The organism is Clostridium omnivorum (assembly GCF_026012015.1).
In the GTDB taxonomy this organism is placed as follows: Bacteria; Bacillota; Clostridia; order Clostridiales; family Clostridiaceae; genus Clostridium_AX; species Clostridium_AX omnivorum.
Map to the genome: position 1 here is coordinate 3,826,347 of NZ_BRXR01000001.1, position 19,929 is coordinate 3,846,275.

The window sequence follows — 19,929 nt, forward strand, 5'->3', positions numbered from 1 at the left end:
ATGAACTCAAACAAAAATAGTAAGGATTTTGTCCTTACTATTTTTGTTTTACTTTTCGTTGCTGTCAACATATTCTTTAGCGTTTCTAACTTCAGTTTCACTTGGAATACTAACCCTAGATACTGGTTTTAAGTTTTCCATGTTTGCCCATGAAGCTGTATCATGTTTTTCAATAGGAACAGTCATTGATTCCCTTTTTATTGTATCGTTTATATTACTTTCATCTTTCATTTTATCTCCTCCTCAAATATAGTATCTCTATTTATATAGCAAGATATAAATAATTTAAAAAATAATTAAAGAATAATTTAGGAATTTTTATAAAAACTATATTTGATATTTAATAGAAAATTAAATTATCATAAACACTTAGAGAGGAGAAATATGAATGGATGTAAATAGAGATTTTCCCACAAAGATTTCACCACAAAAGCAAAATAAACAACCTGGGCATGAAAAAGAAATGAATCCTCCACCAGTTTTTGATGATCCTGATTATAAAGCTTCTCAAAGGCTTCTTAATAGAGTAGCAGTAATAACAGGCGGTGACAGTGGAATTGGAAGAGCAGTTGCAGTAGCTTATGCTAAGGAAGGTGCAGATGTTGCAATTATATATTTGGATGAACATGATGATGCAGAAGATACAAAAAAGTATGTAGAGGCACAGGGTAGAAGGTGTTTGTTATTACCTGGAGATATTGGGGATGAAAAGTTTTGTGCTGATTGTGTAGGAAAAATTATTGATGAATATAAAAAAATAGATATTTTAGTAAATAATGCTGGGGAGCAGCATCCACAGAACAGTATAGAGGATATTTCTAAAGAGCAGCTTGAAAGAACCTTTAAGACTAATATTTTCGGTATGTTTTTTATAACAAAAGCAGCAATGCCACACTTAAAGGAAGGAGCAGTTATTATTAATACTTCATCTGTAACTGCTTATAAGGGAGATGAGAGACTTATAGATTATTCTGCAACAAAAGGGGCAGTAACAACTTTTACAAGGTCGCTATCTCTTTCCTTAGCTAAAAGAAAAATAAGAGTCAATGCAATAGCACCTGGACCTATTTGGACACCGTTAATACCTTCTTCCTTTAATGAAGAAGAGGTTGGAAAATTTGGGAGCAGCACTTCTATAGGAAGGCCAGGACAGCCAGTGGAGTTAGCGCCAGCTTATGTATTATTAGCCTCTGATGGATCAACTTTTATTAATGGAGAGACAATTCATATTAACGGTGGAGAAATGTTAAATTCATGATATATAAATAGATATATCATGATGAATTTACTTATAATAATAGGCATTAAATAATTACTGCTGGGAATTCTAAAAAAGAGAGGAGTGATAATAATGGGTAATAAGAAAAACAAACAAACTAACGACAATAAAACTACTAATCCAAAATCCTCTAACCCAGTTACTCATGAAACAGATCCTAATATGAGAAAACCTGTAAGGGGACTTCCTAATATTTAAAGTGAAAAATAAATTAGTGTTTAAAGCACTTGTAATGGAGGATAATTATGAGTAAAGGAAAAAAGAGTGAAGTAAATAAAAATTCAGTAAACATTGGAACAAAAGATACAGACCCAAGTAATGTTCAAGATAAAAACACCAAAAATAGAAAAAAATCATAAAGTTAAACGAAGTCATCGGTTATTACTGATGGCTTTAATTTATTCGAAAAATATTTTTTAATAATTATCAGTATTTGCTTCTTAATTATGGTAAAATTAAGTTATAATTAAGAAATTTCATTAGTTAACTAACATAATATATATGGTAAGTAATTTATGGAGGAGCATTATGCCTAGTACAGAACAAAAACTTTTAGCTGCATTATCACATGGTGGAGTATTTCTTGCGGCTCCAATATTAATTCCCTTAGTCGTTATGCTTATAAGTAGTGATGATTACGTAAGAACTCAAGCAAAGGAAGCTCTTATTTTTCAGCTTGGACTAATAGTAGCTGGAGCTATTTCAGGAATACTTGTGATAATATTAGTTGGATTTATAGGTCTTATATTTGTAGGAATAGTAGCTGTGATTATGCCAATAATTGCAATAATAAACGTATTAGATGGAAAGGATTATTCATATCCTATAACTGGCAGGTTCGCAAGAGGTCTTTAATTCTATTATATAAAATTTATAAGGACTTTTTTAGTATGGAAATTATATAAAAATTAAAGCTTAAGTACTGCAATAGTTTAATTTGCTATACTTAAGCCTTTTTTTATTTTGACATAACTGAATCAAGAAATTCATTTAACTTCTGCTTATAATCATTTTTGTTATATTTTAGTGTTGAAGCATGTCCTGAATTTGAAGAAATATATATTACTTTCTCACCTTTTTTAGCATTATATAGGGTTTCACTCATATAAGATGGAATAATTAAATCATCTTTGCCATGAATAAATAATATTGGAGCTTTGCTGGATTTCACTGAGGATATAGGAGAAACCTTATCGAAAGTAAAACCAGATCTTAATGATGTAACTTTATTAGAATAAAATAAAGCTAATTTTTCCACAATTGAGTTATCTATTTTATAATCCTCTTTTAGTTTCATACCTATTAATGTATTTAAATCTGAAAAAGGACTGTCGGCAACATAAAATTTAACTCTATTTTTATCGCTATCTATTTGAGAATGCATTATTGCAGTAGAAGCACCTAATGAAACTCCATGAACTCCTATAACGCCATCTTTATTCTTTTTCTGTAGCCATGTAACAATAGTATCTAAGTCATACTGTTCATAATATCCATAGGAGATATTTTTACCACCGCTAGTACCACAAGCTCTTGAATCATATATAAAAACGTTAAACCCACGATCTAGGTATAAGTCAGCATATTTCATAGAGTCCCATCTATTTTGACCAATTCCATGTAAGAAAATAACTGTATTTTTTGTAGCTTTGGAATTTTTTATATATGTACCTCTAAGTTTGTAGTCGAATTTGGAACTTATATTTATATCCTCCCTTTGAAGTGTAGAAAACCTACTGTCGTTAAAAGTTGTTTTGGCAGTTTCATAAGGATTATTATCTTTTGATTTTTCTATAATAAATAATTTATTATAAATTTCATTTCCAAAGTATAGACCCAACGCGTTAAACGAAATAAACAGTATGAGAATCAAGATAATAACCTTCTTGATTGGACTGCTTTTTTTCTTTCTCATATGATTGTGATCAAGTTTAGAAAACTGTATATTTACCCCCATAATTTTCACCTCTAAATTAGACTAACAAATAATATTTTAACATTAAAAAGGATTTTTTGCATTGGTTAATTTTTGATTATACAATTAGTATAATTTAAGATAATAAAAAGACTCAATATTGCATGATTTTTGTAGAATTTAATATTTTATCATGAAATGGCAATAATTTTAGAATGTTGATTTGTAGAACTCTATAAACTAAAATACTAGTATAATATATTTTTGTGGAAAGCAATAAATAGGAGAGATAGTGTGGAACATGATGTGATTATAAATACAGATGGGGTATGTTGTGGGAACCCTGGAGAAATGGGGATTGGAGGAGTAATAATTGATGCTAGATCAAAAAAAGTACTCCAGATAATTTCTCGTTCTAAGGGAATAGGAACTAACAATAAATCGGAACTGTTAGCTATAAAAGACACATTGGAGATGCTGGAAAAATTTAATTTTCCCATAAAAAATATAGTTGTTCAATGCAGTTCCCATCTAGCTTTAATGCAATTGATTAAAGAAAGTTGTTTTGATGATGAAAAAATAGTTGAACTAAGAAGTGAAATAATGGAATATTCGAGTTTAAAAAACTATAATATTGAATTTTCTTGGATACCTAATGAACGAAACAAAATGGCATGTGCTCTAGCAGCTAAGGGTGCAAGGATGCCGATAGCTTATTTTGAAAATGAGACAATGGTAGAGTGGAATTCTAGTGTAAGCAATTACATTAGTAAAAAAAGTGTTGAAAAGCTTCCAGAGGTTAATACAAATACTAAAAATCAAATAGAAATACTAAATAACTCAAAAGTACCAAATATATCTAACATTTTTTCTTTAATGTCTTTTGGAATTGATAAATATAGTAGGGTAAAAATAAATGAACTACTGAACTATATTCAGATTAGATTTGATGATTATACTAAAGAGTATTTGATAAGAACCCTTGAGGATATAAATTGTACTTATAGTAAAAATGTTCTAAGATGGGTAGCAAGGGGATTAAACCCAAACTTAGCCTTTATTAAAGCTACTTTAGAATTTGAAATAAAAGAAAATGAAGATAAGTAGTAATTTGAAATAAAGCTTTGGTGAAGGATTAAGGCACCTAAAGATAAGGTGCCTATGACAATAATTATCTCATGTCAATTTTTATATTAGTATCTGTATTAGGTTCTTCTAAATTGCTGAATTCTGTAATTGGCTTATTGCCTTCTGAGGTATTAACAGGCGTAGTTGCGTATCCTGTAACTGTCTTAGTTTCTATAGTATTAAAGGAAGTATTGGTAGCTGCAGAAGTTGAAGCTTTTTGTGAAGAATTTGAATTACTGGAGGAATTATTGGTATTATTATCTTTGCTCATTTGTTTATAAGCATAAATTCCAGCTGCAGCTCCAAGAATAGCTGAAGTTGTTATAAGTTTACTAGTATGTCTCATAAATGTTCACTCCTTTTAAAATTGTTCAATATATGTTTTAACATTTTCGATAAAAATATACATAAAAAAAGCCTGCATCTAATATTAACGAGAAAATCAGTTATATAGATGCAGGTTTTATTTCTTTAATATTGCTAATGCATTAAAATTAACATTGTTTGTTATTTACTTCTTTTTACATTCTTTTGGCCCTTGTTATTATCACCATTTTTATTATTATTATTTTTGTATCTTCTTGCTGGAGCTTTAAATGGTATTAGGCACTTAGAACCAGATCCAATTAAATCTTCTCTATGAGCTTTAATAAGTGCTTCCTTTACAAGATTGTAGTTCTCTGGAACATTAAATTGTAACAAAGCTCTTTGCATACTTTTTTCCTTTTGCTCTACTGGTACATATACCTGTTCCTTTGTAAAAGGATTTATACCAGTATAGTAAATAGTAGTAGACAGGCTGCCAGGGGTTGGATAAAAGTCTTGAACTTGTTCAGGAGTGTATCCCATTTCTTTAATATATAATGCCAATTCTATTGCAGCATTAAGATCGCTTCCTGGATGACTTGACATTAGATAAGGAACAAGAAATTGCTTTTTACCCAATTTATTATTTATTTCGAAATACTTTTTGGTAAACCTATTATAAACTTCTTTACTTGGCTTTCCCATCTGTGCTAATACTTTATTACTAATATGCTCAGGGGCTACCTTTAGCTGTCCGCTTATATGGTGTTTACATAACTCCTCGAAAAATTCGGTGTTCTTGTCATAGATTAAATAATCATATCTAATTCCCGAACGGATAAACACTTTTTTTACACCTGGTAGCTTTCTCAGCTTTCTAAGTAAGCTGAGGTACTCTCTATGATCTACAATAAGATTTTTGCATGGAGTAGGGTGTAAGCACTGCCTTGTTTTACATACTCCTTTTGTTTCTTGCAGTTTACAGGATTTATGTCTAAAATTTGCAGTTGGTCCGCCAACATCATGAATATAGCCTTTAAAATCTTTATCTATTAACATAAGTTCTGCTTCTTCTAGTATAGAATCTTGGGTTCTATTTTGTATTGTACGGCCTTGATGAAATGTCAAAGCGCAAAAGGAGCAGCTTCCAAAGCACCCTCTATGACTAGTAATTGAAAATTTAACTTCGTTTATAGCGGGGATTCCGCCTTGTTCTTCATAAATAGGATGATATTTTCTTGTGTAAGGAAGCGAATAAACTCTATCCATTTCTTCTTCAGTCAAAGGATATTGTGGAGGATTTTGAATAACATATCTATCACCATGTTTTTGAACTAATGCTTTGCCTCTAATCGCATCCTGCTCATAAGATTCAAGCTTAAAACTTTCAGCATAAGCTAGTTTGTCAGAAGAAACTTCTTCAAAAGAAGGAGCTTCAACAAAGTCCTTTATGTTCTCCTTATCCTTAGATAAATACACAGTTCCGCGAACATTAGTCATGTGCCCAATGCTCATTCCATAATTAAGGAGATTAGCTACTTCAATTATAGGCTTTTCTCCCATTCCGTAAATTAATAGATCTGCTTTAGAATCAACAAGTATGCTTCTTCTTACTTTGTTATCCCAGTAATCGTAGTGTGCAAATCGTCTTAGACTTGCTTCTATTCCGCCAAGTATTATAGGTACATCCTTAAAAGCTTCCCTAGCACGATTAGAGTACACTATTAAAGCTCTGTCAGGTCTAAAACCAGATTTTCCACCAGGAGAATAAAGATCATCATGCCTTTTCTTTTTTGCTGCGGTATAATGGTTTACCATTGAGTCAATATTGCCTGAATTTATTAAAAAGCCTAAACGAGGTTTACCTAATTTTCTAAAGTCGTTAACATCATTCCAATTTGGTTGAGCTATAATACCAACACTAAACCCCTCATGCTCTAAAAGTCTTCCAATTATTGCAGTTCCAAAGGATGGATGATCAACATATGCATCTCCAGTAATTAAAACAAAATCTAGTTGTTCAATGCCTCTATCCTCAAGATCCTTTTTAGAAATAGGCAAAAATTTATTATTAATTTGATTCTTCATGAACATTATCCCTTCTATATAAAGCAATGAATATCTACTTTAATGTGTTAATATCATTTACTTATTTATACTATCATAAATAGTATCAAAAAGAAAATTTAAATTATTGAAAACAATTTATAATAGTATGTAATTTACTGTATAATTAATTTTAGTAGCTATATATTGCATAATAAAAACGCCAGCCTATTAGCTTTGGCTAGCGTAGTATATTGCTTTATGGAGATACAATAAGGTAATCTTTCACATAGTCATATGGAATAGTAAATTCTTGAGGACCATCTGCATAAGGAGTAATTTCATATAAACCATAATAAATCACTATTCCAGTATTAGTAAAATAGAATGGTTGAGTATTTGGCAAACTTTTAATGGTATAAGCAGCGTCATCAAAATAATGTACTTGTTTTTGCTTCATTTGCTTTTCTATTTCTACACTTAAGAGTTTTTTATAATCAGTACCTATTTTGAATATATCTTTTAATTCAAGTTGTCTACCAGAGGTTAAATCAAAATTAAATGGTTTTTTTCCATGCATGCCATGTGCGCCACCAGTGTACTGATAATAGTTAATATATAAACTGATTATTGATTTACCTATGTGTTTCACTTCAAAATCAGTAGTAGCTGTGTATGGTGTTAATGGAGTTTGATTTTCAGTGTTATTTTTACTATTTTTCAGTGAACATTTTTTCATTTCATTACTTATTTTATCAATATAATTTTTAAAAACAGCATTTATTTGATCTTGTTTTGCTTTATTCTCGAGACCAGATAACACAGGATATTTTAAGTTTAGCTCTAGGAAAGAGTCTTTGCTTTGTATCTCCTTGGACATAAATTTAATACTGCTGTCGCTTAAGCTTGTTGTCATAATTGAAGCTTTATCATTATAACTTGTATTGTTTAGTGGAGGTGATATTGGAATAATACTTAGAAAAATAATAGGGAGCAAATATAAAAACTTTTTCATGGTTGTTCCTCCAAGCATAAAATTAGTTAAGTTCCTATATATAACATATCCATTTTAGACAAATTTAGTCTTAAAAAGGTTGTACATTTTTTTCTGCTTAACTAAATAATAATTTAAATTTCTTAAGAAATAATTAAGGATTTAATAGATTTTTTCTTAAGAAATTTATTTTAGAATATATATGTAGCATAAATTAACAGTTTTTAGGAAAAAAGTGCAACGGATAAACAAAGAAGATTTGTGGATAAATATATATAAGACTGTGGCGAATTTAGTGAATTTTCATATTTTAGTATAGTAATGGAGGAACAGAAAATGATTAATATAAGAGCTGGAGAATATAGTAGAAAAAAGGTAATAAGAGAGAATTTTATGGCTTTTAGCCTTGTACTAACTATACCACTATTAACTACTTTTTATATTTTGCTAAATAATTCTAAAAGGGGTGTGTATAATTTAGTTACTGACATAGATAAGGCAATACCGTTTATGAGCATATTTGTAATACCGTATATTTTATGGTATGCATTTATAATTTTAACTTTCTTATATCTATGCATTAAAGATAGGGAAATGTATTATAAAACCTTAATAAGCTATGATATAGGTATGGTGGTATGTTTTATAATATACTTTATTTTTCAGACCACTGTACCAAGACCTGAAGTAGCAGGAAGTGATATTTTTTCACGTATAGTAATGCTCATATATAAATATGATCAACCATTTAATTGTTTTCCAAGTATACATGTATTGAGCTGTTATCTTATGATAAAAGCAATAAATGAAAGCAAAGCTGGTAACTTAATTAATAGAATTTTAGTATTTAGTGTAGCTAGTGCTATAATATTATCAACACTATTTATAAAACAACATGTGATTTTAGATGCTTTTAGTGCTATGTTTATTAGTAGTATAGTATTTAATTTTGTAAAGAAAATTGATTTGGAGAGGATTTTGGGATGGATAAAGAAACAGTACTCATTGTTGATGATGAAAAAGAAATTAGAGACTTAGTGGAAATCTATTTAAAAAATGAAGGTTATAATACCCTTAAAGCAGAGACTGGAGTTGATGCTTTAAATATATTGGAACACACAACTGTAGATTTAATCGTGCTTGATATAATGATGCCAAAAATGGATGGAATACAAGCATGTATGAAAATAAGAGAAGAAAAAAATATGCCTATAATAATGCTGTCAGCTAAGAGTCAGGATATGGATAAAATAAATGGTTTAATAACTGGAGCAGATGACTATATGACAAAACCCTTCAACCCACTAGAACTTATGGCAAGAATTAAATCTCAACTAAGGAGATATAAGAGATTAAATGTGCAGCATTATAACGATGTGGATGTTATAGAGGTTGATGATCTATTTATTAATATAGCAACTCATGAGGTTAAGATAGATGGTATAGAGGTTAAATTAACTCCTAGAGAATTTGATATATTAGAACTATTAGCTAGGAACAGAGGGATGGTTTTTAGTATTGAAAAAATATATGAAAGGGTATGGAAGGAAGAGTTTTTAGAATCTGATAATACTGTTATGGTACATATCAGAAAGATAAGAGAAAAAATTGAAAAGGATTCTAGAAAACCCAAATATATAAAAACTGTTTGGGGGGTAGGTTATAAAATTGAAAATTAAAGTTCCACGATTAATAAGATGGATTTTTAAACCTATAGAACTTTTACTGAGACCTTTATGGTTTATGCTTAAACCTTTAAGAAAATTATATAATACTATGATGGAGAAAGTTGAGAAGAGTATTAGGGCAGAGCTGGTGTATACATTTGTAGTATGCCTATTGGCAGCTATGTTTATTTTTAGTATTAGTAATTCATATTATAGAAGAAATAATAAAATTGCTACAATAGACTATCAAACAGATATGCACCGTATTGCTAATGTTGCTGTTGATATTGTTAATTCAATAAATCGTGAAAAATATTCAATAAATCAAAAAGAAGAAATAGAAAAATTGATTCAAAATAAGCAAAGGAACTCCAATGAGATTAAAATCATCATTGTTGATTTGGATGGAAAAGCTATTTATAAATCACAAAATGCAAGTGAGTCTCAGGTTGATATGTATAACTTAATTAAGAATGCTATGGAAGTAAAGCAAGATCAACCTCAGCCCTATGAGGCTAATGAAAACAGTTATGAAACTAAAAGAAAGGAATATGTTAGCTTTTACCCAGTTAATTTTAGTGATACTAGGGCTTATGTTATTGTCAAAGGAATTCCACAGGGTCAAATTGAATACAATCAGACTGGGGGTACTTCTTTTGTTGCAGTACTTATAGCAATAGCTTCATTTGTTTTTATATTTCTATATTTAACTAAAAATAAAATGGCTTACGTGGAGAATATTGCAAATGGTCTCATGGAGATATCTAAAGGAAATTTAGATTATAGGGTTGAAAGGTCTGGAGAAGATGAATTAGCTTCTTTAGCGGATAATATTAACTTTATGGTAAACGAACTACAGGTTCAAATAGAGGCTGAGAGAAGTGCTGAGAGGACAAAGAATGAACTCATTACAAATGTATCACATGATTTAAGAACTCCTCTTACTTCAGTTATGGGATATTTAGGCCTTGTTAAGGATGGAAAATATGAAAATGAGCAGCAGATGATTGAATATTTAAATATAGCATATAACAAAGCTGATAAACTTAAAGTCTTAATAGAAGACCTGTTTGAATATACGAAACTTACAAATTCAGGAATAAAGTTGAACAAAGAAATTGTAGATATAAATGAATTTGTTGAGCAATTAATTGAGGAAATGGTACCAATGGCTGAACAAAATAATATTACAATGATGAAGGAAATACCAAATGAAAAAGTAATGGTAAACGTAGATGTAGATAAATGCTTAAGAGTGTTCGAAAATCTTATTTCCAATGCTATAAAGTATAGTGAAAAGCCTGGAGATATATGGGTTCGAATAATAAAAAAAGAAAATTCTGTACTAGTATGTGTTGAAAATAAAGGGGAAAACATTTCAAAGGAGGATTTGTCAAAGATATTTGATAGATTCTATAGACTTGAGAAGTCAAGATCTTCATCTACTGGAGGCAGTGGACTTGGACTAGCTATAGCTAAAAACATAGTAGAGTTGCATGAAGGAAATATATGGGCAGAAAGTAAAAATGAGATTATAAGCTTTTATGTAGAATTAAACTTAGAAAGATAAGGAAAAAAATCACAGTACAGTAGGACTGTGATTTTTTTCTTTAAATATATATTACTTTCATATAATATTCATAAATTAAAGCTATAATCATAATAACATTGACAAAATTTCATATGGAAGATACTATTTTAATAACAAAAGTTAAAAGACTTAGGAGGAAGCTTTATGAATCCAGTAGCATTTACATTGTTTGGTATTCAAATAAGATGGTATGGAATACTAATTTCTACAGGTATGATTATAGGAATATTACTTGCAAAAAAGGGCTGTGATGTAAAGAAGATTAGTTATGATACTTTAATTGATATAATCTTAATTGCTTTGCCGCTTGCTATCATTGGTGCTAGACTTTATTATGTTTTATTTAATTTAGATTATTATTTTCAGAATGCTGGCGAAATATTAAATATTAGGCAGGGAGGACTTGCTATTCATGGAGGTTTAATTTTTGCTATAGGCTCTGCATATTTGTATTGCAGAAAAAAACGGATAAGTTTTTTAAAATACGCTGATGCTGCAGCACCTTCTATTATAATTGCACAAGCATTAGGAAGGTGGGGAAACTTCTTTAATCAAGAGGCTCATGGAGGACCTGTAACTAAGGAATTTATTAGTCATTTTCCAGCATTTATACAAAAAGGTATGTACATAGAAGGTACTTATTATCATCCAACTTTTTTATATGAATCTATATGGAATGTGTTGGTGTTTATTTGTCTAACCTATGTATTAAGAAAATCTAAGAAGGATGGTACTACAATATTCACATATGTTGGATTATATTCTATAGGAAGATTTTTTGTTGAAGGTTTAAGAACAGATAGCCTAATGATAGGAACACTAAGAATAGCTCAAATAGTAAGCCTCTTAGGAGTGGCTATTTGGGTAGTCTTCTTGTATTTTGCATATATTAAGAAAAAAACTATATTGCCACATAAACAATAAAATAGTATTATATTAGTATGGTTTTAGGTTACAAGCATCTTGAAATAGGTAAAACTCCTAGGTCAGGATGCTTTATCTATGAAAAAACATATGTTTATTTCAATGATATGAAATAAATAAGAAAGTATAGATATAATAAATTACAAATACAGGAGTGATAACATGGAAGTATACTTGGATAATAGTGCTACAACTAAACCGTATGAAGAGGTTATAGAAGCTGTTGCTAGCACTATGAGTAATTATTATGGCAACCCATCATCTATACATAAATTAGGAATGCAAGCAGAAAAAAAACTCAATGAGTGCAGAGAAGTGATTGCTAAAGCAATAAATTGTACTAGAGATGAAATTATATTTACTTCTGGAGGAAGTGAAAGCAATAACTTTCTAATTAGAGGTTTTGTAAAGCCAGGCGGAAATATTATAACTACTAAAATTGAACATCCTAGTGTACTTAATACATTTAAGGAAATGGAAAAGGAAGGCATTAATGTTTTATATTTGGATGTAGATTGTAATGGCAGAATTAATTTAGAACAGTTAGAAAATAACATAGACAAGGATACTATGCTGGTAAGTATTATGCATGTTAACAATGAAATTGGATATATTCAAGATATTGAGAGCATAGGTAATCTTATAAAGAAAAAGAGTTCTAGGGCTAAATTTCATGTGGATGCTGTACAAAGCTATGGTAAACTTCGTATTGATGTAGTTAAGTCAAAAATAGATTTGCTCTCAGCTAGTGCACACAAAATTCATGGACCAAGAGGAGCGGGATTTGCTTATATTAGAAAAGGACTTGTACCAAAACCGCTTATAATTGGAGGTGGCCAAGAAAGAACATTTAGATCAGGAACTGAGAATTTACCGGCTATTGTTGGCTTTTCAAAGGCTTCTGAAATAATTAATAAGAATAGAGATAAAAACTTTGAAAAGGTTAAACAGTTAAAAAGCCATTTTATTAATGAAATTGAAAATATGGAAGGTGTGAAAATCAATAGTCCCTTAGAAGATGAATTTTTGCCTTATATACTGAATGTTTCTTTCATTGCTGTACGTGCAGAGGTTTTGCTTCATTTATTAGAGGAAAAAGGTATATACGTTTCAATGGGGTCAGCTTGCTCCTCAAAGGACACAAAAGATAGCCATGTTCTTAAGGCAATAGGACTTAAAGATGTAGAGCTTAAGGGAACTATTAGATTTAGTTTTTCAGAATTAAATACACTTGAAGAAATAGATTATACTATTGAAAATCTTGAGAAGAGTTTAAAGTTTTTAAGGAGAGTTGCTAAATGAGAAAATTAATATTAGTGAAATGTGCTTCAGAGATATTTTTAAAAGGATTGAATAGAAATAAATTTGAAAAGAAGCTAAAGGACAATATAAAAAAAGTGCTAGAAGGTATGGAATATGAATTTATAACTGATTCTGGCAGATGGTTTTTATATTCTGAAAACCTTGAAGAAGTGTTAGATAGGGTGAAAATAGTATTCGGAGTTGCAGAAGTATGTATAGTTACAGAAGTTGAACCTAACATTGATGCCATAAAAACACAAGCAGTAGAAGAAATTAAAAATAGTGAATTTAATACATTTAAAGTTGAAACCAATAGAGCTAACAAACAATTTAGTGAAATGAATTCTTTGGAGGTTAGCAGAAGTGTTGGTGCACATATTTTAAAAAATGTAGAAGGTTTAAAAGTTGATGTGCATAAACCCCAGTGCATAGTAAATGTTGAAATAAGGGAAAAAGCATATGTATATTCTAAGAGAATAAAAGCAGTGGGTGGATTACCTTATGGAATGAATGGCAGTACTATGCTTATGTTATCCGGAGGGATTGATTCACCTGTAGCTGGATATATGATGGCAAGAAGAGGAGTAGAGGTTAGTTGTGTATACTACCACAGCCATCCATATACTAGTGAAAGAGCAAAAGAAAAAGTGAAAGATTTAGCTAGAATTTTAAAAGGTTATACAGGTTCAATTAAACTCTATGTAGTACCTTTTACAGATATTCAAATGCAGATAATAGAAAAATGCAGAGAAGATGAACTAACCATAATAATGCGAAGATTTATGATGAGAATTGCCTGCAGCTTAGCAAGCAAATATGGTATTCAATCAGTTTCAACAGGTGAGAGTATTGGTCAAGTAGCTAGTCAAACTATGGAGGGGTTGGTAGTTAGTGATGATGTGTCTGATAGACCAGTATTTAGGCCTCTTGTTGCTATGGATAAGGTTGATATAATGGATGTTTCAAGACAGATTGGAACCTATGAAACCTCTATATTGCCTTATGAAGACTGCTGCACGATATTTGTTCCAAAGCATCCGAAAACAAAACCTATCTTAGAGCAAATGAGAAAGGCTGAAGGTGTATTAGAAATAGATAATTTAGTAGAAGAAGCTATAAATAATATGGAAATTTATGATTTATAATATGTTTTTTTGAAAGAAGCAGAGTGTGGACTCTGCTTCTTTTTTATTGTACAATATAAATATATGGAAAATATTTACATATGTTTAATATATGCTATAAATCTTAATTTATAATCATATAATTTTATATAACAATAATAGGGGGGGCGAGTATTTTGAATAAAAGGCTAAAGAGTTTAATAATTACTGTTATTATCATATCCTCGGTTAATGTGAGAATTAAAGCAGATCCGCAGATAGAAAATGGACAAAGTAATAGAATTCAAATTTTCAATGAAAGCACTCAAGGTCAAAGCTTGGAGGAAAAAAAACAGCAATTAGAAAGGGAAATTGAACTCTTAGATTCCCAAATTGAGGACCTGATTCAGAAAATAAATATTGATAATAAGAACATTGAACAAATTCAACTTGAAATAAAAAATTCTGAAGAACAATTAACGCAACTGGAAAAAGAATTAGAAGAAGAGAATGTTCTGTTTAGCAAAAGAGTTAGAACAATGTATATGACTGGAAAGGATAGTTACCTAGAAGCTTTATTAAGTGCAAAAGGAATAAGTGATTTTGCATCAAAGGTAGAAGCTATAAAAAGTATAATGGACAATGATAAAAAGATTTTAGCAAGTTTAAACAATAAAAAGCTTGAAATAAAAAATAAGCAAACTGTTCTTAGTGAAAAAAATGAAAAGTTGCTTAACTTAAAGGCAGATAACGAGGAAAAGCTAAAAAGTTTAAATGATTCTAAGAATGCCCAAAAGCTTTTATTAGATCAAATAAAGACTGAACAGCAGTCATCACAAGCTAAAGTGGAAATTCAGTTTAATGTGGATGATATATTAAAACAAATAGATAGTAATCAGAATGAAATGGAAGGGCTAAGCTCAGAGAGGAAGGACATTTTAAAGTTTGCAGTGAAGCATATGGGAATTCCATATCATTGGGGCGGAACCAGTCCGGAAATTGGTTTTGATTGTTCTGGGTTTACGCAATATGTTTTTGGTAATTTTGGTGTTAGACTGGGCAGAACAACCTACGATCAATTGAACAATGGCATACAAGTAAGTAAAAGTGAATTAAAACCAGGGGATTTGGTATTGTTTGGATATTCAGGAAGCCCGCATCATGTAGGAATTTATATAGGCAATAATTGCTATATTCACTCTCCTAGAACGGGAGACGTAATAAGAATTGCACCTTTGGACCGAACAGATTTTTTGATTGGAGTAAAGGTTTTATAATCTTATAAGAAGTATCATTTTGTAATACTAAAAGTTATTGGTAAAGTATAAAAGAATATTGACTAATTTAGTAGAGATTTCTATAATGGACTTATGCAGTTAAAGCATTAGGAGGACTAAAGATGAATTTAGATGAAAAATTTCAATTACTAAAAGAAAGTATAATAAATTTAGGAAGCGCAGCTATAGCATATTCAGGAGGCGTTGACAGTACTTTTCTATTAAAAGTTGCTTATGATGTTTTAGGTGATAAGGTTATAGCAGTTACAGCCAAATCTTCTACATATCCTGAAAGAGAGTTTAAGGAGGCTACTTCATATATTAGCCATTTAGGAGCAAAACATATTGTTATTATTTCTGAAGAATTAGATATACAAGGATTTTCTAAAAATCCAACTAATAGATGCTATTTTTGCAAAAAGGAACTTTTTACTAAGATTAAGGAAGTAGCGGCTAGCCATAATATTAAATATGTATTGGATGGATCTAATTCAGATGATACAGGTGATTTTAGACCTGGGATGAAAGCTGCAAGGGAACTTCAAGTCATTAGTCCTTTAAAAGATGCAGGACTAACTAAAAAAGATATTAGGGAATTGTCTAAACGATTAAATGTTCCTACATGGAATAAACCTTCTTTCGCTTGTCTTTCTTCACGAATTCCTTATGGAAACGAAATTACCGTAGAAAAGTTAGGAATGGTAGAAAAGGCCGAGCAGATGCTTTTAGATATGGGATTTTGGCAGGTAAGAGTTAGGCATCATGGAGAAATAGCAAGGATAGAGGTTAGTCAAGAAGAAAGAGAAAAATTTTTCAGTATAGAGATTATGGATAAGATAGGAACTGAATTTAGGAAAATAGGTTTTAAGTATGTAACTTTAGATCTATTAGGATATAGAACTGGTAGTATGAATGAAGTTTTGACAGAAGATCAAAAGACTATATAATAGTAAAATATAAATTAAAATTTTATATAATTTGTAAAAGAATAGCTTAGCTATTCTTTTTTTATTAATATAAAAGCTATTTGAAGAATATATTTATAATGCATACATTTAAAGTATCCAAAACAAAAGTTACTATAAAAACGAAGGGGGATAATAGAATGAGAAAGGTTAAAATAGAGGATGCAATTGGACTTGCAATAGGACACGATATGACCAGGGTTATACCAGGAACGTTTAAAGGTGTGGCTTTTAAAAAAGGACACATTATTACTGAAGATGATGTTATTGAACTTAAAAAGATAGGAAAAGAAAATGTATATCTTGACACTATACCTGAGGGGTATATACACGAAGATGATTGTGCAGTAAGAATTGCCAGTGCTATAGCTGACCAAGATAGTTTTACTTTTTCTGAAGTTTCTGAAGGGAAAATAAATATAATATCAAAAGCAGATGGAATTTTAAAAATTAATAAGGAAATGTTATATAATTTAAATACTATAGAACATGTTGCTATTTGTACCAAATTTGAGGATACACCAGTAAAAAGAGGAGACATAGTAGCATCAGAGAGAATTATTCCTCTGTATACTAGAAAAGAAAACATAGAAGCTGTTGAAGAAACCTGTAAGCAGAGTGGAAAACTAATTAATGTCGTCAAATATGTACCACAAAAAATTCATCTAATTATCACTGGTAATGAGGTCTTTAATGGGCTTATAAAAGATAGGTTTTACGAAGCTTTAAAGCCTAAAGTAGAGAGTTATGGCTGTAAAATCAGCAGCGTAATAAAGGCGCCAGATGATAAGGAATATATAAAAGAAAAGATTAATGAAGCAGTTGAATCAGGTGCTGATATCGTTGTCTGTACCGGAGGCATGTCTGTAGATGAAGATGATATTACTCCAATTGCTATCAAAGAAGAAGCTGATAATATGGTAGTTCACGGATTGCCGGTTCAACCAGGAAATATGTTTTTGCTATCCTATAAAAAGAATACACCTATTATAGGAGTTCCAGGAGCAGTAATGTATTACAAAGCAACTATATTTGATTTGATTTTTCCAAAGCTTGCATGTAAGCAAAAAATAAGTAAGGATTATTTTATTAATCTTGGTTTAGGAGGACTATGTGACTTCTGTAAAGTTTGTCATTATCCAAATTGTAGCTTTTTAAAGGGAAGATAATTATAAAAATATCCATTTAAATATAAGTTACTATTAAAAGAGTTATTAAAAGTAATCACCTTCAAGTGTTTAAAAAATATTAAGTAAAACTAAAGTGAAATTAATTAGTTTAGCATATTTTTAATTATATGCTGAACTTTTTTATTAGAAGTGGAATTTTATGATTTAATTAAATATGAAATTTTCTATGCGTTATAAATTCATATAATAATACATGGAAATGTTTACATATTATAACAATTGAACCGTACTCAAATTAAATGTGCTTATTATGCAAGAGTTTGTATTTAATATTGCATAAAAAATAAAATTATAGGGATAAATGCAGAGAAAAATTCAGAAGAATGAAAAAGTAATAGATGATAATTTCAAAAAAACATGTTGAAATAAATTGTAAAATATATATAATATAAGTTATAGGATAAAATTTCCAAGGGCGTTTTGAAAGAAATGACTTACCGTATTTCATAAAATAACTTCATACCTAACAGATTTAAAATCAATTTAAGGCTTCATTTTTAACTATATCTTGAATTAATTACATAATGGACAATGCATGAACTAAATAAATTTTAGGAGGAAGGTATAAATGAAAATTCTTATTTTGTCTTGGGAGTATCCACCAAAGAATATTGGGGGTATATCTAACCATGTGTTTTTTATTTCGAAAGCATTAGTTAAATTAAATCATGAAGTTCATATAGTAACTTGCAAGGATTCTGTAGATAAAGATTATGAAAATTGCGAAGGGGTTCATGTCCATAGAGTAAAACCTTATAATATCCATACTGAAGATTTTACTAAATGGGTTATGCATCTAAATTATGCAATGATCGAAGAAGGCGTAAAAATAGCTGCAAGTACTGGGAATTTTGATATAATCCACGCACACGATTGGCTTTCGGCATATAGCGGTAGAGCATTGAAATGGATATTACGTATTCCTTTAGTATGTACTATGCATGCCACTGAGTATGGTCGTAATGGTGGTTTGAGGAATGAAATGCAAAACTATATTTCAAATACTGAAAAGATGCTAATTGAAGAGTCTTGGAAAGTTGTAACTTGCAGTAGATATATGAGAAAAGAGGTTTCAGATTTATTTAAAACAAGCTGGGATAAAATATGGGAGATACCTAATGGAGTCAATACAGAGCAATTTGAATTTGAATTCAATAAAGAGGAATTCAGAAGAAAATTTGCAAATAATAATGAAAGGATAATATTGTTTGTTGGAAGACATGTATATGAAAAAGGTATACATATATTAATTGATGCTGCAGCAAATATTGTAAAAAAATATGGCGGTGTTAAATTTATAATAAGTGGAAAAGGCTCAATGACAGAAGAACTAAAAAGAAGAGTAAGAGATTATGGACTTGACGAAAAAATAATATTTCCTGGATATGTGGAGGATGAGACTAGAAACAAACTTTTCAAGATATCAGACGTAGTGGTTTTTCCATCCATATATGAACCATTTGGTATTGCTGCATTAGAAGCTATGGCTGCAGGCTGTCCGGTTATTGCATCGGATGTTGGTGGGCTTTCTGAGCTAATCCAAAATAGAGTTAATGGATTAAAATTTGAAAGTGGCTCTAAAGAAGATTTAATTAGTAATTTAATTGAGGTTCTTGATGATAAAAGCTTAGCTAATTATTTGGCAGACGGTGGAATGAATACTGTTAGTGAAAAATACTCTTGGAGAAAAGCGGCAGAACTAACCGTAGAGATGTATTCACTTATTCAGAAGGAGGCAAAAAATACTGAATGGATTGGGGCGGAAGAATTTAAGAATATCTCTGCCAAAGATGAACTAGTGAAATTTAAAGAGACAGAAAAGAAATTTAATAATCATATCGATAACCTGACTAAAGAGCTAGTTCAAAAGGATAATGAGTTAGAAATTATGAGTGATGAATATAAAAAGAGCAGGGAACAGTGCGAAAAAGAACTAAAGTCTCTTGCTAGGGAGTTAAAAAAGAAGGATAAGTTACTTAAAAACTACGAAAAAGAATTAAATAAAATTGATAGTAAAGAAACTAAAAAAGTAGGTGAAGCTTTAACGGTTGAACACAGTGAGGAACAAAAACCAAAGAAAAAAAGAAAAGCACCTGCTAAAAAAAGCAGCAAGAAGAGTGAAAATGAAAAGGAAACTGTAGTTGAGGAATAAGCAATTCTTAGTGAAAAATTTGAGAATGCAGAGAAAATTAATGGTTATTTGATAAGAAAAATACAATGCATTTCCCAACACTTTAAATAG

19 protein-coding genes are annotated in these 19,929 nt (G+C 30.2%); 14 read left to right on the plus strand and 5 right to left on the minus strand.

Annotated elements, in window-relative coordinates; all coding sequences use genetic code 11:
• Positions 1 to 48: 48 nt before the first annotated feature.
• Positions 49 to 186 (minus strand): CDIF630_02480 family spore surface protein, encoded by a 138-nt coding sequence (locus bsdE14_RS18055; RefSeq protein WP_494337214.1) that lies wholly within the window; start codon positions 184 to 186, stop codon positions 49 to 51.
• Positions 187 to 388: 202 nt separating this feature from the next.
• On the opposite strand from bsdE14_RS18055, the gene bsdE14_RS18060 reads away from it, so the two are divergent.
• The 3 genes from bsdE14_RS18060 (at position 389) to bsdE14_RS18070 (ending at position 2,134) form a co-directional block, all read left to right on the plus strand.
• The gene (locus tag bsdE14_RS18060; RefSeq protein ID WP_264851391.1) at positions 389 to 1,258 is read left to right on the plus strand and encodes an SDR family oxidoreductase; all 870 of its coding nucleotides are present in this window, start codon (positions 389 to 391) and stop codon (positions 1,256 to 1,258) included.
• Positions 1,259 to 1,351: 93 nt separating this feature from the next.
• On the plus strand, positions 1,352 to 1,477 hold the full coding sequence (locus bsdE14_RS18065; protein WP_264851392.1) for a hypothetical protein: 126 nt from the start codon (positions 1,352 to 1,354) through the stop codon (positions 1,475 to 1,477).
• A 330-nt stretch (positions 1,478 to 1,807) separates the two neighbouring features.
• Positions 1,808 to 2,134 carry a DUF4870 domain-containing protein gene (locus tag bsdE14_RS18070; RefSeq protein WP_264851393.1) on the plus strand — a complete coding sequence of 109 codons (327 nt, stop codon included), beginning with the start codon at positions 1,808 to 1,810 and terminating at the stop codon, positions 2,132 to 2,134.
• A 103-nt stretch (positions 2,135 to 2,237) separates the two neighbouring features.
• Here the strand turns inward: bsdE14_RS18070 and bsdE14_RS18075 are convergent, their stop codons facing one another.
• Entirely contained in the window at positions 2,238 to 3,194 is a 957-nt protein-coding gene (locus bsdE14_RS18075; RefSeq protein WP_264851394.1) for an alpha/beta hydrolase, read from the minus strand.
• 294 nt (positions 3,195 to 3,488) lie between these two features.
• Here bsdE14_RS18075 and bsdE14_RS18080 point away from each other — a divergent pair, with 294 nt between their 5' ends.
• The gene (locus tag bsdE14_RS18080; protein ID WP_264851395.1) at positions 3,489 to 4,301 is read left to right on the plus strand and encodes a ribonuclease H family protein; all 813 of its coding nucleotides are present in this window, start codon (positions 3,489 to 3,491) and stop codon (positions 4,299 to 4,301) included.
• Between the two features lie 64 nt (positions 4,302 to 4,365).
• Here the strand turns inward: bsdE14_RS18080 and bsdE14_RS18085 are convergent, their stop codons facing one another.
• From bsdE14_RS18085 to bsdE14_RS18095, 3 genes are all read right to left on the minus strand, one after another.
• On the minus strand, positions 4,366 to 4,668 hold the full coding sequence (locus tag bsdE14_RS18085) for a hypothetical protein (RefSeq protein WP_264851396.1): 303 nt from the start codon (positions 4,666 to 4,668) through the stop codon (positions 4,366 to 4,368).
• A gap of 161 nt (positions 4,669 to 4,829) precedes the next feature.
• A complete protein-coding gene (locus tag bsdE14_RS18090; RefSeq protein WP_264851397.1) occupies positions 4,830 to 6,716 on the minus strand; it encodes a YgiQ family radical SAM protein in 1,887 nt (628 codons plus the stop codon).
• A gap of 217 nt (positions 6,717 to 6,933) precedes the next feature.
• Entirely contained in the window at positions 6,934 to 7,689 is a 756-nt protein-coding gene (locus bsdE14_RS18095) for a DUF3298 and DUF4163 domain-containing protein (protein ID WP_264851398.1), read from the minus strand.
• Between the two features lie 315 nt (positions 7,690 to 8,004).
• On the opposite strand from bsdE14_RS18095, the gene bsdE14_RS18100 reads away from it, so the two are divergent.
• From bsdE14_RS18100 to bsdE14_RS18145, 10 genes are all read left to right on the plus strand, one after another.
• On the plus strand, positions 8,005 to 8,706 hold the full coding sequence (locus tag bsdE14_RS18100) for a phosphatase PAP2 family protein (protein WP_264851399.1): 702 nt from the start codon (positions 8,005 to 8,007) through the stop codon (positions 8,704 to 8,706).
• Positions 8,652 to 9,347 carry a response regulator transcription factor gene (locus tag bsdE14_RS18105; RefSeq protein WP_264851400.1) on the plus strand — a complete coding sequence of 232 codons (696 nt, stop codon included), beginning with the start codon at positions 8,652 to 8,654 and terminating at the stop codon, positions 9,345 to 9,347. Before bsdE14_RS18100 ends, bsdE14_RS18105 begins: the two co-directional genes overlap by 55 nt.
• A complete protein-coding gene (locus bsdE14_RS18110; RefSeq protein WP_264851401.1) occupies positions 9,337 to 10,905 on the plus strand; it encodes a sensor histidine kinase in 1,569 nt (522 codons plus the stop codon). The genes bsdE14_RS18105 and bsdE14_RS18110 overlap by 11 nt, the downstream gene beginning before the upstream one ends.
• 165 nt (positions 10,906 to 11,070) lie before the next feature.
• Complete coding sequence (lgt, locus tag bsdE14_RS18115; RefSeq protein WP_264851402.1) at positions 11,071 to 11,850, plus strand: prolipoprotein diacylglyceryl transferase; 780 nt, start codon at positions 11,071 to 11,073, stop codon at positions 11,848 to 11,850.
• A gap of 162 nt (positions 11,851 to 12,012) precedes the next feature.
• Positions 12,013 to 13,152: a cysteine desulfurase family protein gene (locus bsdE14_RS18120; RefSeq protein ID WP_264851403.1), complete on the plus strand. Its 1,140-nt coding sequence runs from the start codon at positions 12,013 to 12,015 to the stop codon at positions 13,150 to 13,152.
• A complete protein-coding gene (gene thiI / locus bsdE14_RS18125) occupies positions 13,149 to 14,297 on the plus strand; it encodes a tRNA uracil 4-sulfurtransferase ThiI (RefSeq protein WP_264851404.1) in 1,149 nt (382 codons plus the stop codon). The genes bsdE14_RS18120 and thiI overlap by 4 nt, the downstream gene beginning before the upstream one ends.
• A gap of 155 nt (positions 14,298 to 14,452) precedes the next feature.
• Complete coding sequence (locus bsdE14_RS18130; RefSeq protein WP_264851405.1) at positions 14,453 to 15,532, plus strand: C40 family peptidase; 1,080 nt, start codon at positions 14,453 to 14,455, stop codon at positions 15,530 to 15,532.
• A gap of 122 nt (positions 15,533 to 15,654) precedes the next feature.
• Positions 15,655 to 16,479 (plus strand): ATP-dependent sacrificial sulfur transferase LarE, encoded by an 825-nt coding sequence (gene larE, locus bsdE14_RS18135; RefSeq protein ID WP_264851406.1) that lies wholly within the window; start codon positions 15,655 to 15,657, stop codon positions 16,477 to 16,479.
• A 158-nt stretch (positions 16,480 to 16,637) separates the two neighbouring features.
• Complete coding sequence (locus bsdE14_RS18140; protein ID WP_264851407.1) at positions 16,638 to 17,666, plus strand: molybdopterin-binding protein; 1,029 nt, start codon at positions 16,638 to 16,640, stop codon at positions 17,664 to 17,666.
• A gap of 589 nt (positions 17,667 to 18,255) precedes the next feature.
• Entirely contained in the window at positions 18,256 to 19,839 is a 1,584-nt protein-coding gene (locus tag bsdE14_RS18145) for a glycosyltransferase family 4 protein (RefSeq protein WP_264851408.1), read from the plus strand.
• Positions 19,840 to 19,929: the final 90 nt, after the last annotated feature.